This is a genomic window from Pedobacter miscanthi, from assembly GCF_003315595.1.
GTDB lineage: Bacteria > Bacteroidota > Bacteroidia > Sphingobacteriales > Sphingobacteriaceae > Pedobacter > Pedobacter miscanthi.
In genome coordinates, this window is the sequence record NZ_QNQU01000016.1 from 1 (window position 1) to 13,478 (window position 13,478).

At 38.8% G+C, this 13,478-nt stretch carries 15 protein-coding genes; 10 read left to right on the forward strand and 5 right to left on the reverse strand.

Annotated features, from left to right (window positions below; all coding sequences use genetic code 11):
* The 3 genes from DRW42_RS29095 to DRW42_RS17880 all read left to right on the forward strand — a co-directional run.
* Window positions 1-253, forward strand: a 253-nt coding sequence (locus DRW42_RS29095) for a hypothetical protein (RefSeq protein ID WP_208643584.1), incomplete at its 5' end; no start/stop codon positions are given.
* A gap of 176 nt (window positions 254-429) precedes the next feature.
* Entirely contained in the window at window positions 430-1,386 is a 957-nt protein-coding gene (locus DRW42_RS17875) for a lipid A deacylase LpxR family protein (protein WP_158544365.1), read from the forward strand.
* Complete coding sequence (locus DRW42_RS17880) at window positions 1,386-2,495, forward strand: acyloxyacyl hydrolase (RefSeq protein ID WP_113950199.1); 1,110 nt, start codon at window positions 1,386-1,388, stop codon at window positions 2,493-2,495. The genes DRW42_RS17875 and DRW42_RS17880 overlap by 1 nt, the downstream gene beginning before the upstream one ends.
* Here the strand turns inward: DRW42_RS17880 and DRW42_RS17885 are convergent.
* Genes DRW42_RS17885 through DRW42_RS17895 form a run of 3 tightly spaced genes read right to left on the reverse strand, consistent with a single transcriptional unit; the run spans window position 2,492 to window position 4,905 of the window.
* Window positions 2,492-2,851 carry a CoA-binding protein gene (locus tag DRW42_RS17885; RefSeq protein ID WP_113950200.1) on the reverse strand — a complete coding sequence of 120 codons (360 nt, stop codon included), beginning with the start codon at window positions 2,849-2,851 and terminating at the stop codon, window positions 2,492-2,494. The two genes, DRW42_RS17880 and DRW42_RS17885, sit on opposite strands and share 4 nt — an antisense overlap.
* A gap of 11 nt (window positions 2,852-2,862) precedes the next feature.
* Window positions 2,863-3,330, reverse strand: a complete 468-nt coding sequence (locus DRW42_RS17890) for a DinB family protein (RefSeq protein WP_113950201.1) — start codon at window positions 3,328-3,330, stop codon at window positions 2,863-2,865.
* Between the two features lie 33 nt (window positions 3,331-3,363).
* Entirely contained in the window at window positions 3,364-4,905 is a 1,542-nt protein-coding gene (locus DRW42_RS17895) for an NAD(P)/FAD-dependent oxidoreductase (protein ID WP_113950202.1), read from the reverse strand.
* Between the two features lie 440 nt (window positions 4,906-5,345).
* On the opposite strand from DRW42_RS17895, the gene DRW42_RS17905 reads away from it, so the two are divergent.
* From DRW42_RS17905 to DRW42_RS17925, 5 genes are all read left to right on the forward strand, one after another.
* The gene (locus DRW42_RS17905; RefSeq protein WP_113950204.1) at window positions 5,346-5,927 is read left to right on the forward strand and encodes a LemA family protein; all 582 of its coding nucleotides are present in this window, start codon (window positions 5,346-5,348) and stop codon (window positions 5,925-5,927) included.
* 82 nt (window positions 5,928-6,009) lie between these two features.
* Window positions 6,010-6,453, forward strand: coding sequence for a TPM domain-containing protein (locus DRW42_RS17910; RefSeq protein WP_113950205.1), 444 nt, complete (start codon window positions 6,010-6,012; stop codon window positions 6,451-6,453).
* 86 nt (window positions 6,454-6,539) lie between these two features.
* Complete coding sequence (locus DRW42_RS17915) at window positions 6,540-7,316, forward strand: TPM domain-containing protein (protein ID WP_113950338.1); 777 nt, start codon at window positions 6,540-6,542, stop codon at window positions 7,314-7,316.
* A 140-nt stretch (window positions 7,317-7,456) separates the two neighbouring features.
* Complete coding sequence (locus DRW42_RS17920; RefSeq protein WP_113950206.1) at window positions 7,457-7,846, forward strand: hypothetical protein; 390 nt, start codon at window positions 7,457-7,459, stop codon at window positions 7,844-7,846.
* 38 nt (window positions 7,847-7,884) lie between these two features.
* Window positions 7,885-8,433, forward strand: coding sequence for an NUDIX hydrolase (locus tag DRW42_RS17925; RefSeq protein ID WP_208643585.1), 549 nt, complete (start codon window positions 7,885-7,887; stop codon window positions 8,431-8,433).
* A 255-nt stretch (window positions 8,434-8,688) separates the two neighbouring features.
* Here the strand turns inward: DRW42_RS17925 and DRW42_RS17930 are convergent, their stop codons facing one another.
* Together DRW42_RS17930 and DRW42_RS17935 are read right to left on the reverse strand one after the other, a co-directional pair.
* Complete coding sequence (locus tag DRW42_RS17930; protein WP_113950207.1) at window positions 8,689-9,705, reverse strand: S41 family peptidase; 1,017 nt, start codon at window positions 9,703-9,705, stop codon at window positions 8,689-8,691.
* A 23-nt stretch (window positions 9,706-9,728) separates the two neighbouring features.
* Window positions 9,729-11,504: a S41 family peptidase gene (locus DRW42_RS17935; RefSeq protein WP_113950208.1), complete on the reverse strand. Its 1,776-nt coding sequence runs from the start codon at window positions 11,502-11,504 to the stop codon at window positions 9,729-9,731.
* A gap of 210 nt (window positions 11,505-11,714) precedes the next feature.
* On the opposite strand from DRW42_RS17935, the gene DRW42_RS17940 reads away from it, so the two are divergent.
* Together DRW42_RS17940 and DRW42_RS17945 are read left to right on the forward strand one after the other, a co-directional pair.
* Window positions 11,715-12,758, forward strand: a complete 1,044-nt coding sequence (locus DRW42_RS17940) for a sensor histidine kinase (RefSeq protein WP_113950209.1) — start codon at window positions 11,715-11,717, stop codon at window positions 12,756-12,758.
* Entirely contained in the window at window positions 12,755-13,474 is a 720-nt protein-coding gene (locus tag DRW42_RS17945; protein ID WP_113950210.1) for a LytR/AlgR family response regulator transcription factor, read from the forward strand. The genes DRW42_RS17940 and DRW42_RS17945 overlap by 4 nt, the downstream gene beginning before the upstream one ends.
* Window positions 13,475-13,478: the final 4 nt, after the last annotated feature.

Sequence of the window (13,478 nt, forward strand, 5' to 3'; positions counted from 1 at the left end):
GCTATTAATCGAGTGTTTTACCGTAAATACATGGTTTACAGCAGGAAAAAGTTTTGCCTTCGGCAAAACTTTTTTGAAAGATGAGTGTTTGGCGCCTGCTAAACCTATCAGGTTTCGGAAACCTGATAGGTTTAAACTGCTTCAGACTTCCGAAGTTTACCTACGCTCCGCCCTTTCAAACTTCGGAAGTGGTAGCCAAATAAACCTGATAGCAGCGGAAAACCCGAAGGTGAGGAACGAGCCAAGGCTTTGAAGCGGATAGCAGGAACACACCTATGTAGTAGCACGGAACCTGCTTTACTGAAAAAAAGAAAAATACATTTCGACTTCCGTAGCTATCCACCCGCGCTATACCTAATCAAACTTCGGAAGTATAAACAATATTTAATACTTTTACGCTTTTAAAAATAGGCAATATAGATGAAGCTAATGCTTAAATTATATGTTATACTGCTATTTATCGCTATAGCAGAAACCAGTTATTCTCAAAATTATAAAAATGAGCTCGTTGTGATTTCTGAAAACGACGCTTATATTGATATCACCAGCGACCGCTATTATACGAATGGTGCTTTTATTAAGTACCGACATGCTTTAAACGGAGAAAAGTTAAAAGCCGGCAGAAGTAAAGAAATTATGGGGTTTGAGCTTGGCCAAAAAATTTACAATCCATATTATAGTTTTGTACCGAACCCGGCATTACACGACAGGCCTTTTACTGCATATTTATATGGAGAGGCAAATTATAGCCGGTTTTACGAAAATAAACAAATGTTAAAGGTTTCGGCACAGGTTGGGGTTACAGGAAAAGATGCACTGGGCGAAAAATTCCAGAAAGCGTTTCATAAACTGGTTGGCCAAAACCAGATTGAAGGATGGGAATATGGCTTAAATAGTGAACCAACACTTAACCTGGGTGCAGAATACAACAGGCTTTTATTAAGCACTTACAACAAAATTTTCGATGTTACCGGAACAGCTTCGGCCGCGGTTGGTAACGTAATTACGAAAGCCAACCTTGGTGCAATGCTGCGTTTGGGCAGATTTAATGATATGGAAGCCTCTTCTGCCTTTAACAGTTTAGTAAGTAATAATAATAGTTACAAAGCCCAGCGTAAATACGAACTTTTTCTTTCGGTTAGTCCACAATTGCACGCCGTAGCTTTTGATTCGAGTTTACAGGGTGGCCTATTCCTGAATGATAAGGGCCCCATCACATTTAAACCAAAGCCTTTTGTTTTTACTACCCAGGTAGGCTTAACTTTCGCCATTGCACGGTGGACGGCTAATTATACGGCCACATTTACATCAAACGAGGTTAAAAACAGTGCTACTGGTTACAGATATGCCTTTTATAGTCTTGCTTACCGTTTTAGTAAAAGCTAATGAAAAAACAACTACTCGCTATTGTTATGATTATTGTGGGCATTGCTTCGGTAAATGCCCAGATTGCGCCAGAAAACCATTCAATTATCTTTAAGCCAATATTTGGCACACACATTAATAATGATCAGGGACATTTGTTCCAGGATCAGATTACAGGATTTGATGCAGCTTATTTTAAAGATATTAGCCAAAACAGCGATAAATGGATCGGCTTTAGTGGTGCCAAATCGTATGGGATTGGATTTATTTTTAGGGATCTGAGCAAATTAAAAGGCACAAAAGATACATCTGAACATGCATTTGGGCAGGTTTATGGCTTGGTGGCCCAAATGGATTTCCAGTTGTTTAAAATCGGAAAAGCTAAATTTAACTTTACACCAGGCGTGGGCTTGGGTTATACCAACAAGTATTACTACAATAATACTAAAAACAGGTTTCTGGGGAGTCCGATTAATGAAACCATCAAGGCCGATTTAGGTATGGAATTACCATTTAGCAAATACGCCGATTTATTACTGGGTTTTGGCTTTTTACATGTATCAAACGGAGGGGCAACGGTACCAAACGGAGGTTTAAATACCGGCAATGTTTATATCGGGCTGAAACTGAATAACCCAAAAGCATTAACTGCCGAGCGAAAAAGTACCTATACTACTTTACAAAGAAACGCTATTGAACTTAGTGCCGGCTTAGGTGCCAGGGGTATATTTGGAAACAGGGATAAGAGTTTATATAAAAGCGGGCTATATGCAGGGTATAATTTCTACCTGAATGAAGTAATGTCGCTTAAAGCCGGGGCAGATGCCGTTTATTATTACACCACCTTTGATCCTAATAACTATGGAGATACTTTCCAGAATTACGGAACTTCTTACGATAGGTGGCGAACCGGTGTAAGTATTGGTGCCGATATTAATTTATGGCGAATAACCGTTGCTGCCCAGATTGGGAAATATATCCACTACTACAGACTGATGGAAAAGGCAACCTGGTACTGGACATTCGGCCCAACCTTTAATATTACGCCGCACATCGGCCTGCAAGCCAAAACCTATATGCATTTTGCACAGGCTGATTTTGTAAACTGGGGTGTAATATACCGGTTTTAATATTGGCCGGTACTTAACAATACAAGCGTACAGGCCTCAACAGGCTCAATATCGTGCTGATCCAATAATTTTTCGAGCTCATAATTTTCTGTCCCCGGGTTGAAAATCACGCGTTTTGGTTTTGTAGCCAGGATATAATCGTGGTACTGAGGCTGCAAAGCAGGGCCTATATACAAAGTAACCGTATCGATATCATCATGGATTTCACCTGGTTTTTCGATTTCTACCCCTGCAACCTCGCCCCTCTTTATGCCTACATTAACAATTTCGTGGTTGAAACGCTTGAGCATGTGGGCCGCTTTATACGAATATCTTGAAGGATCTGGCGATGCACCAATAATCAGTGTTTTCTTCATCTTATTAATTGTTAATATTTTGATAATAACGCTATTTGTCCTGAGTGGTATGCATGATGCTGTGCCAAACCACTTACCAACTCTACATTGCTTACCCCTGAGCCTAGAACCGGATTTCGCTCACTTTTCACTTCATCATTCCACTGGTTATCTTTAAGTGCTTCGCAAGCACGAATGAGTTCCTCGTTGGCAATTTTAAAATTAAAAATAATGCGCTCCCAGGCTTGTGGGGTTGTGGCTTCAGGCTCCGGCCAATCGCCCATTTCGGGTTCTGCAGCTGGTTTACCAGTTAATCTTGAACTTACTTCCTCCGTCCAGGCAGTTAAATGCAGTGCAATTTCTGCTATTGAATGCGCTCCCGGCACAAAATGGCTAAATGCTTTTTCGGGATCAACATTATTCAAGGTTTGCATTACATGATTGCCATGCCATGCATCGCCATTGAAAGCTTTTTTGATTTCGTTCGTGATATTAAACATACCAAAACAACAAATGGTATAATATAAAGTTTGCTAAGATGCGGTCAATATTGCGTTTGCACAGTTGATTCCATCAATAGCTGCCGATACAATTCCGCCTGCATAACCCGCACCTTCGGCACATGGATATAAACCTTTTACCTGTGGGTGCTGATAGGTTTCTTTATCCCTCGGGATCCTTACGGGCGAAGAAGTTCTGCTTTCTACCCCTACCAAAATGGCTTCGTTGGTATAGTAACCCCTTATTTTTTTTCCGAATAATGGCAATGCTACACGCAAACTATCGGATACGAAACCAGGCAGGATATTATCGAGCATGGAACTTTTAGTGCCTGGTAGGTAAGAATTTTTTGGCAGATCGAGCGATAATTTATTATTCACAAAATCGACCATACGTTGTGCCGGTGCAACCAGGTTGCCTCCGCCGGCCTCAAAGGCAGCTTTTTCGATTTCTGATTGAAAGTTCAACATCCTTAACGGATCATAGCCCTGAACATCATTCAGGGTAACCTGAACCACCGTGCCGGAGTTAGCATAGGGATTATTCCGCTTGGATGGAGACCAGCCGTTTACCACAATTTCATTTTCGCCGGTAGAACAGGGTGCGATAATCCCGCCCGGACACATACAGAACGAAAATACACCCCTGGCGCCAACCTGCTCTACTAAACTATAATATGCCGGTGGTAAAAATTCCGACCGGATATCGCAATGGTACTGCGCAGAATCGATAATTTCCTGCGGATGCTCAATGCGCACACCCAAAGCAAAAGGTTTTGCCTCGATCAGGATGTTTTTACTGTTCAACAATTCGTACACATCCCTGGCCGAATGACCTGTTGCCAGGATAATATCATCGGCAAGGAGTTTTTCTTCAAAATTAATTTCGATGCCCTTCACCTGCCCGAATTCGATTAAAATATCAGTCATCCGGCTATCGAACATCACCTCACCACCGGCATTTAAAATGGTATCTTTTATAGCCGTGATGATATGGGGAAGTTTGTTGGTACCAATATGTGGACGGGCATCAATGGCAATATCAGGCTCTGCCCCATGGTTTACAAAAACCTGCAGTACTTTATTAATGTCGCCACGTTTGTTGGAACGGGTATATAATTTACCATCAGAATAGGTTCCGGCTCCACCTTCGCCATAACAATAGTTCGATTCGGTATTGACTAAACCCTGCTTATTTATAGCGGCCAGATCCCTGCGGCGCTGTTTAACATCCTTACCACGTTCGATAATAATGGGTTTTAATCCATTCTCGATGCATTGCAAGGCAGCAAATAAACCAGCCGGACCAGCCCCGATGATGATAACGGGCCTGGCATTGCTCACATTAGGATAATTGACGGTATAAACTTGAGGCAGGGCTTCTTCATCTATAAAAACCTTTACCTGCAGGCGGAAAATCACTTTTCTGGAGCGGGCATCGATTGATCTTTTCAGGATTTGGTAGCCTTTTACTCTCGATTCAGGTAGTTTTAACCCTTCGGCAAGTTTCTGTTTGATAACTTCAGTTTGCTCAACCTGGTGTGGGAGCAAGGTAATTTCGATGTCTTTTTGCATATCAAGTCGGGTTTTTATCCCGAATGGTACAAAGATAGGCAACTACAAAGAATAATTAATACTATTTAGCATTCTGTTGCTAAATGTTATTATTTCAGGATTTTAACCACAGATGCACACAGATAAACACGGATTTTTACATCTGTGCATATCCTTTTTATCTGTGGTTAAATTATGTTTACCTGTGCTGGTTTTCTGTGCCACAAACGGAAGTTTTTAGCCCCGATCGGAGCGGACACGAAGTATAGCGAAGAGCGGGAACAAACATTAAAAAAAGCGAAAGACTTTGCGCTTCAAACAAAAAACATCAGTTTAAACTTTATCCTAAGCTTGTCAACCTGGCAGATAATTATCGAAAGTGTAACAAAGGCATGCAATTTGATATCTAATTCGTAAATTGAACTATAATCGATTTGCTTAAAAAGACAAAAATCATAAAAATGAAAAGATTAATATTTGGAATTCTGGCTGCAGTAATTGCGGTAAGTACTTTAAGTTCGTGCGGATATAACAGCATGGTTAAACTGGATGAGAACGTTAAATCGAAATGGGGAACAGTGCAAACGCAATATCAAAGAAGGGCCGATCTGATTCCTAACCTGGTTGCAACTGTAAAAGGTGCCGCTAAATTTGAGCAGGGAACATTAACCGCGGTAACCGAGGCACGTGCAAAAGCGACTCAAATGACCGTTAAAGCTGATGATTTATCACCGGAAAACATCCAGAAATTCCAGGAAGCACAGGGCCAGTTGAGTCAGGCTTTGGGTAAATTATTATCCATCACCGAAAATTATCCTGAATTAAGGGCTACACAACAGTTCAGCGATTTATCGGCACAGTTAGAAAGTACCGAAAACAGGATTACGGTTGCACGTAAAGATTTTAATGATGCTGTACAGGAATACAATGGTAAAATCAGGTCGTTCCCTACCAATTTAACAGCAGGAATGTTCGGATTTAAACCAAAAGGCTATTTTGAGGCTGATGCTTCTGCAAAAAATGCGCCTAAAGTAGAATTTTAAGAACCTATTAAAACATAGAGGGTAATAGATGTTTATTAATAAGCATTTATTACCCTTTTTACTTCTTATAAAAAATAAGCACATGTCATTATTTTCGGATATAGAACAAGAAAAGATCGCAAACGCCATATCAGATGCCGAAAAAGCAACTTCGGGAGAGATCAGGATTGCCATTGATAAACTTTGTGAAGGCGATCCCTATGAAAAAGCCATCGAATATTTCCATCAACTGGATATGGACAAAACTGCCAGAAGAAATGGCGTACTGGTTTATCTCGCTCATGCCGATCATAAATTTGCCATCATTGGCGATGTTGGCATTAATCAGCAGGTACCTGAAGATTTTTGGGAAACGACTAAAATTGCCATGACGGCCCATTTTGCAAAAGGCAATTTAGCCGATGGCATTATTGCCGGGGTTGCACTGGCCGGAGAGAAACTGGCTTTATTTTTTCCTCCGCAAAAAGGTGATATCAACGAATTGCCAAACGATATCGTTTTTATGGATAACTTAGAAAACAAATAAGCGATGAAACCATTATGGCTTTCAAAATTACTCAGTGGTAAATGGAACACAATAGCCTCATTGCCAGTGAAAATAAATTTATACCAATGAAAAAAATATTCCTTTTATCCTTATTTAGTTTATTATCCGTTTTTGCTTTTGCGCAGGATTTTCCTGAAAAGCCAACTACACTGGTTAATGATTATAGCAATGTGTTATCTGCCGACCAAAAACAGGCTTTGGAAAATAAACTGGTAGCTTTTAACGATTCATCATCCACACAGATTGCCATCGCCATTTTAAAATCGGTTGGCGATTACGACATTAACGAATATGCGGTAGAACTGGGCAGAAAATGGGGCGTTGGCCAAAACGGTAAAAACAACGGAATTATGATCGTTGTAGCTGTTGGCGACAGGAAAATTTCGATTCAAACCGGCTACGGCTTAGAAGGCGCCCTGCCTGATATTTATGCTAAACGCATTATCGATGATGATATTAAGCCCAATTTTAAGGCTGGCAATTATTATGCAGGTTTAGATGAAGGCACTACATCTATTATTAAATATACCCGGGGTGAATACAAAAATGATAACCCAAAAGCTGCTTCAAAAGGCAGAGGCGGTTCGGGCAGCATTGCCATTATTATCATCATTGTTATCATCATCATCATTATTATGAGGAAAGGTGGCGGAGGCGGCAGTCAGGTAATAGGCGGCAGGGGTGCATCTAATGCTTTATTCTGGGCCATGCTTTTCGGAAGCGGCGGTGGCGGCCGTAGCAGCGGAGGCTGGGGCGGTGGCTCATCAGGCGGTGGTGGTGGAGGATTTGGCGGTTTTGGCGGCGGGAGTTTTGGCGGTGGCGGATCAAGCGGAAGCTGGTAGGTTGGTTCATTAGTCATTAGTTTATTGGTTTGAATGGATAATTGATCGCGATACGCACAGCGCCAAACTGGTTAATTGGTTTTGGATCGTAAGAACATTACAACTTTCCAACAAAACAACATTTCAACATCACAACATCCATGTACAGAAGAGATTTAATTACAGCCGAAATACAGAAACTTGCCCAGGTTTTGGCGCGTATAATGGGGCTAAAATTGGAAGGTAAATTGGCAGAGGCCAGCCTTATTTTCGACGAAACAATGCAAAATGGCTTTCAGCTTCCAAAAGAAATCCTTGAAAGCGAAGATATAACTGATTTTGAAAAATGGCTGAACGAAGATGATCTCCCTCCTGAAAAACTGGATTCGTTAAGTGAGTTTTTATACTACGAACTGGGTATCAGCGAAGAACGGAATAAACTGATTGCTCCAAAACTTAATCTGGTTTATCAATATTTGTCCGATCAGCATAAGATTGTACATTTGGTAAACCTGCACCGTCAGAAAACAATACAACAATACCTGCGCTAAGCGCTTATCGCCCAGCGCCAAACAAACAAAGTAGATAAATGATTATAGGAAAGTGGCAGAAATTAGCCTCTAAATATTTAGTAAGAGAAAAGTGGGCTACTTTAAGGGTAGATGAAGTTAAACTTCCGGGTGGGGTTATAAAAGACGATTATTATGTACTCGAATATCCGAACTGGGTAAATGCGATTGCCTTAACAGTAGAAGGAAAGTTAATTATGGTGCGCCAATACCGCCATGCAGCCGATATTATTTCGCTCGAAGTACCGGGAGGTGTAATAGATGGTGATGAATCACCAGAATTTGCAGTTAAACGTGAACTTTTAGAAGAAACAGGCTACAGTTTCGAAACTTGTAAATTTATAGCAGAGCTTTATCCCAATCCGGCAACATCAGATAACCGGACCTTTACTTATTTTTTAACCGGTGGGGTTAAAACCCACGAACAGCATTTAGATGAACACGAAATTTTAAATGTAGAAGAATATACGGTTGAGGAAGTGAAACAATTGATCAAGGAAAATAAAATAGCACAGGCGCTGCATGTTGCGGCGCTGTTATATGGTTTGGATGAAATAGAAAAAATGTAAATTTATTAAAATAATCGTCACCCTGAATTTATTTCAGGGTCCTTCATGCTAAAAAGATACGGATTTCGATATGAAAATTGGGACGTCATGACGATCAATCTGAAATAGGTATTTCTAAAACACTAATTTCGTAATATTAATCGAACTCACTAGAAATTATAAGTCAGAGATTGTAGTTGAAATGCCTCTTGCAATGTTAAGGTAGATCCTTCGACAAGCTCAGGATTGACAATTCTAATGACATATCCTATTTTTTTAGCGCTCCATCTTCTTTTCCAATACTTGATAAGCCTTTTCGAGATATAACTGTGTGTCTTTTTCAGTATTTCCGGTAAGCTTTCCAACTTTAACATCCCCTATCAAACCTTCCCCTAATTTTTCGTAACGTTTTAAATTACGGTCGATGGTAATGCCTTCTGTTAGTACCAAAAATGCACCGTCGCTAAGTTTATGCTCCTGGTTCGCAGAGGTTAATCCATTGGTCTTATTGCCTACAATTGTGGTATTTTTTTGTCCGGCAAAACATATTGCTGCAAACTCTCCGCTGCTGGCTGTTTTTTCATTAATCAGTACCGCCAGGTTAGTGCTTTTGATTTTTATTTTTTGAGGATCGAGTTTAATCATATAAACGGCTCTCTTATTTTCGAACAGTTTATCATCCTTAAAATTAAAAAAAATGTTTTTCCCATTTCCATTTACCCACCCTATAGCATCAGGCTGATCGATTAAAGGTGAAATTGCAGCAAACATGGGCGCAAACATGCCACCTTCGTTATCCCGCAGGTCCAGTATCCATCCTTTTGGCTTTTCTGCTGCCAGTTTTGATAAAGCCGATCTGAAATCATTTACAAATTCACGCCATTCGTTCATATTATAGCTGTAAAACGCAGGTAAGGAAATATAGGCATAACGGTTTTCCAGAATTTTCGCTTCTATTTCCGGAAAGGATTGCCCCGTTGCCCGGTACCCTTTTACATACGCTTCGACCATTTCGGGCGGAAAAAATTTGGAGTGGGAATCACCTAGTCTCTCCAATACTTCTTTTATAATCGGGTAAGTTTCCCTGATCGTTTTTACTTGATCCGTTTTTTGTTCTGCATCAAGATAGATTTCGTCCCAATTCATTTTAGAACTGTTTACCGCTCTCTTTTTGATCATGTTAAGCGCATTTTGCACATAAACTTTAATACTATCGCGCTCAGTTTTTAGCATTTTATTACTAAAAGATTTAAGCGTGATAAAGAGAAATACCATTATCAGGATTTTTTTCATAATAAGTTATATTTTATAAAAGGTTATTTAATGGCATTAACAGCAAAAATGAGTTGAGTATCCGCACCAGTAAGTATATCCGAAATCTTTGATTTTACAGTCTGGTTGATTTTTACTCCCTTTCCTTGGGCAAGCGTACCATCAGGATAATAAATTGCATTACCAGTGAAATGAATACTGTAGTTACCGGGAATATTGATTGATTTTTCGTCGCCATCTGCACCCGATGTTTGTTCGCCTATGGTAATTGCATTTGGAAATACAAACTGTAAGTTCATGGTATTCCATTCAGATAAACTATGGGTTTGGGCGTTAACAATAATATAAACCTTGCCTTTATAACTGTAATGATCAGTAATTTCTCCATCAGGATAATAAGTAAAAGTACCGGGGATTGAAGAAAAGTGTCCCAGATTTTTAACATCAGCCTGAAAATACTGTGCAAAAATGTTATGCTGTTTGGCAAATTTTTTATAGATATAATGGAAAACAAAACCACCCCAATGTGGATATCCGCGCATATCGAAAATTATACCTTTTTGCTGGGCAGCCAGGTTAAAAATAGAATCCATTCTGGCATCAACGCGATCTTCATTTATCCCATTCAAAAGTTCATGTATGCTATCGATATTGAAATAGGCAATTTTATTGTTTAATATCCGAAAAGGCTCATTTGTTGCTTCAACTTTAGCCTTAGTAATAAGATAATTACTAATGGTTTTCCGCTCAGCTTTGTTCTCGGGAGTTACAAATAATGCATTGATCAGCTTTTTCTTACCTGACGAAGAAATTTCCAATTGAAAATGAGCAGAATCGCCAGCCCAAATAAAATTGGTTACATAATCATTCAATTTAAAAACCAAAGTATTGCGGTTTGAAGCAGAAAGCAGCTCACCCAATCCGTTTATTCGCTTAGTTACCGATTGTTTGTTAATTGCAGTAATTAAATTGCCAACTTTAATGCCAGCTTCAGTACACAAGGTTGGTACGATAACTTTGGTCACCAATATTTTATCATCTAAAATCTTATAGGCAAAAGGCGGATAATAACTATTTTTAAAAATTTCTTTCTTATAAATTAATGTATTATAAAATCGGTTGTAGGCATGACTATCGTTTAATTTGGCAACAATTTTTAATAACAGGATCTCATAATCCATTCGTGAATTACACTTTTTAAATAACAGGATATTGTTTTTAACCGTTTGATCCCAGTTTTCATTCATTAAACTTTTGTGCGGGTAAAGATAATCGATCACCCCCTGGAGTTTTGCAAGGGTAAGTAACCTCATTTCAGGAGGTAAATTTGTACTGTCGGGATATTTGTAAACCCTCTCGTTGGGAATCTCGGAATCATAATTTTTTGCAGGCACATAATGTTGGCCTAATGTATCACGCTGGAGATAGCTACTTAACAATCTCTTTTTTAATGTGCCATTTATCAAATCATTTTTCAGGTACCACTTGTGCAGCAGATTATTTTCCAAAGTTTTAAAATCGGCGTTTTTTAAATCGCCAGCAGTGCTACCATCCAAATCATCAATCATTCCAGCCAACAAGGCATTCAGCTCTATTCTATTGCTTACCTTGTTTAATAGAAACTGCTTATTTAGAAAAAAAGAATCGGCGTCTTTTTTTCCACCTGCAAATTGTGGGTGATAATATTTAAGAAAATTCCATGTTTTAAAAAAAAGAAAGCATTTATCGGTTTCGTTAATTGCCTGTGCATTTACCCGGTTAAAAGCAACTATCAATACCAAAGTATACAGGATGTATTTTAGCTTCAATAAATTAGCCATATTCTGATTATATATTTCCTCAAAATTGACAGAAAAAGAAAACAACAATGGATGTAATTGACTAAAGCCCGAATTTCATTGCTGAAATCCTTCTTTCAGCCTGAAAGGCCAAAACATTACAATTACGGTTTTTGTGTATAAATTTTACCTGTTCGTAATTTTTAAACTCGCCTTATAAGGTGATTATGCTATTTTTAGCAAATTTAGGAAATGAAGAAAGCGTATTTTATATACTTACATATTGGCTACTGGCTCATTTTATGGCTAAAAGAATTTTTGTTCGGTTTCCAGACTTATAACCTTAACGATTTAAGTTTTGCAACCGTTGTATCAACCCTAAGTGTTAAACTCATTGTTCTTTTTTTTCCGGTATGCATTTTTTACACCAGCTTTCTGCTATTGGTACCCAAACTGGTGAGGACAAAAAAAATTGTACTTTACATTATAAGCCTTTTTGTACTTTTCTCCCTGCTCGCCCCCATCCACAAATATGTATACGCAACACTGCTGCCACAAAAATTCGGCTGGTATTCTTACGTGTACATCGATAAACTAAATTTCTGGCTATCGTTTCAAACATTGTTATTTGAAAACTACGTATACATTTTTTTTAGCATTGCGATAAGTTATGTTGACGAATATTTTGAAACGCAGAAAAAACAACAGGAACTGGAAAAAGAACAGGCCATAACCGAACTGGCTTACTTAAAATCGCAGATCAATCCGCACTTTTTATTTAATACCCTAAACGATATTTATTCACTCACCTACCAAAAAGCGGAGATGGCACCCGAAGCCGTGTTAAAATTATCGGAACTGTTAAGGTACATGCTTAAAGAAAGTAACGATAGGTTTGCGTCAGTTGAAAGGGAGATTGCCTACCTGAAAAATGTAGTCGAATTATACGAAATAGGGCAAAAAGGTATTGCCTATATCAATCTGGAAATCAATGGCGATTATAAAGACAGGGAGATTGCACCACTGATATTGATCAATTTTATAGAAAATGCTTTTAAACATGGTATTGTAAATGATCCCGAGAATCCGGTGAGGATTAAACTTTCGATCAATGAAAACGATTTTGATTTTGAAGTTTTTAATAAGAAAAACAAAGATTATAAAGATAAAACCGGAGGAATTGGGCTGGCCAATGTACAGAGAAGGTTAACGCTGATTTATCCTGACCGGCACGAAATCAGCATTATTGATGAAAATGATACTTTTACCGTTCACCTGAATATAAAAAATATATGATCCGTTGCGTTGTTGTAGATGATAAGCCGCTTGCTATCGATATCCTGAATGATTATATCGGCAAAATTCCGGATTTAACACTGGCTTTTAGCAGTACCAACCCATTGGAGGCTTTGGACTTTGTGATGAAAAATGATGTGGAACTTGTTTTTCTGGATATACAGATGCCGCAACTTAATGGCGTACAGTTTATGAAAATCGTGAATGAAAAATGCCAGATTATCCTCACTACGGCTTATGCAGAATATGCTTTGGATGGTTTTGAAAACAATGCAATTGATTATCTGCTTAAACCTGTTTCTTTTGAGCGCTTTTACAAGGCGGTACAAAAAGTAATCCGCCATTTTAGTTTAACCGTAGCAACGCAAACTACAATCGCCTACCAGCCGGCTGAACCCGAAAATGATTTCATTTTTGTGAAAACGGAATACAAACTGGTAAAAATCAATACAGATGATATCCTTTTTGTAGAGGGCATGCAAAATTACGTAGCTATACAAACCAAAACCGAAAAAATACTATCGCTTCAAAGCATTAAAAAAACCGAAGAGCAGCTTCCCAAAAAGCAATTTATCAGGGTACACCGGTCTTTTATTGTTGCGTTAAAAAAGATAAACAGTATCGAAAGGGCAAGGATTTACATCGGCGACGCGGTTATTCCTTTTGGTGATTTGTACAAGGATGATTTTTATAAATTAATAGAAGGCAAAAAGTAAAGGC

Coding starts and splice junctions, on each gene's coding strand:
- DRW42_RS17875 (WP_158544365.1), top strand. CDS start 430: ATGCTTAAATTATATGTTATACTGCTATTTATCGCTATAGCAGAAACC.
- DRW42_RS17880 (WP_113950199.1), top strand. CDS start 1,386: ATGAAAAAACAACTACTCGCTATTGTTATGATTATTGTGGGCATTGCT.
- DRW42_RS17885 (WP_113950200.1), bottom strand. CDS start 2,851: ATGAAGAAAACACTGATTATTGGTGCATCGCCAGATCCTTCAAGATAT.
- DRW42_RS17890 (WP_113950201.1), bottom strand. CDS start 3,330: ATGTTTAATATCACGAACGAAATCAAAAAAGCTTTCAATGGCGATGCA.
- DRW42_RS17895 (WP_113950202.1), bottom strand. CDS start 4,905: ATGCAAAAAGACATCGAAATTACCTTGCTCCCACACCAGGTTGAGCAA.
- DRW42_RS17905 (WP_113950204.1), top strand. CDS start 5,346: ATGAAAAGATTAATATTTGGAATTCTGGCTGCAGTAATTGCGGTAAGT.
- DRW42_RS17910 (WP_113950205.1), top strand. CDS start 6,010: ATGTCATTATTTTCGGATATAGAACAAGAAAAGATCGCAAACGCCATA.
- DRW42_RS17915 (WP_113950338.1), top strand. CDS start 6,540: ATGAAAAAAATATTCCTTTTATCCTTATTTAGTTTATTATCCGTTTTT.
- DRW42_RS17920 (WP_113950206.1), top strand. CDS start 7,457: ATGTACAGAAGAGATTTAATTACAGCCGAAATACAGAAACTTGCCCAG.
- DRW42_RS17925 (WP_208643585.1), top strand. CDS start 7,885: ATGATTATAGGAAAGTGGCAGAAATTAGCCTCTAAATATTTAGTAAGA.
- DRW42_RS17930 (WP_113950207.1), bottom strand. CDS start 9,705: ATGAAAAAAATCCTGATAATGGTATTTCTCTTTATCACGCTTAAATCT.
- DRW42_RS17935 (WP_113950208.1), bottom strand. CDS start 11,504: ATGGCTAATTTATTGAAGCTAAAATACATCCTGTATACTTTGGTATTG.
- DRW42_RS17940 (WP_113950209.1), top strand. CDS start 11,715: ATGAAGAAAGCGTATTTTATATACTTACATATTGGCTACTGGCTCATT.
- DRW42_RS17945 (WP_113950210.1), top strand. CDS start 12,755: ATGATCCGTTGCGTTGTTGTAGATGATAAGCCGCTTGCTATCGATATC.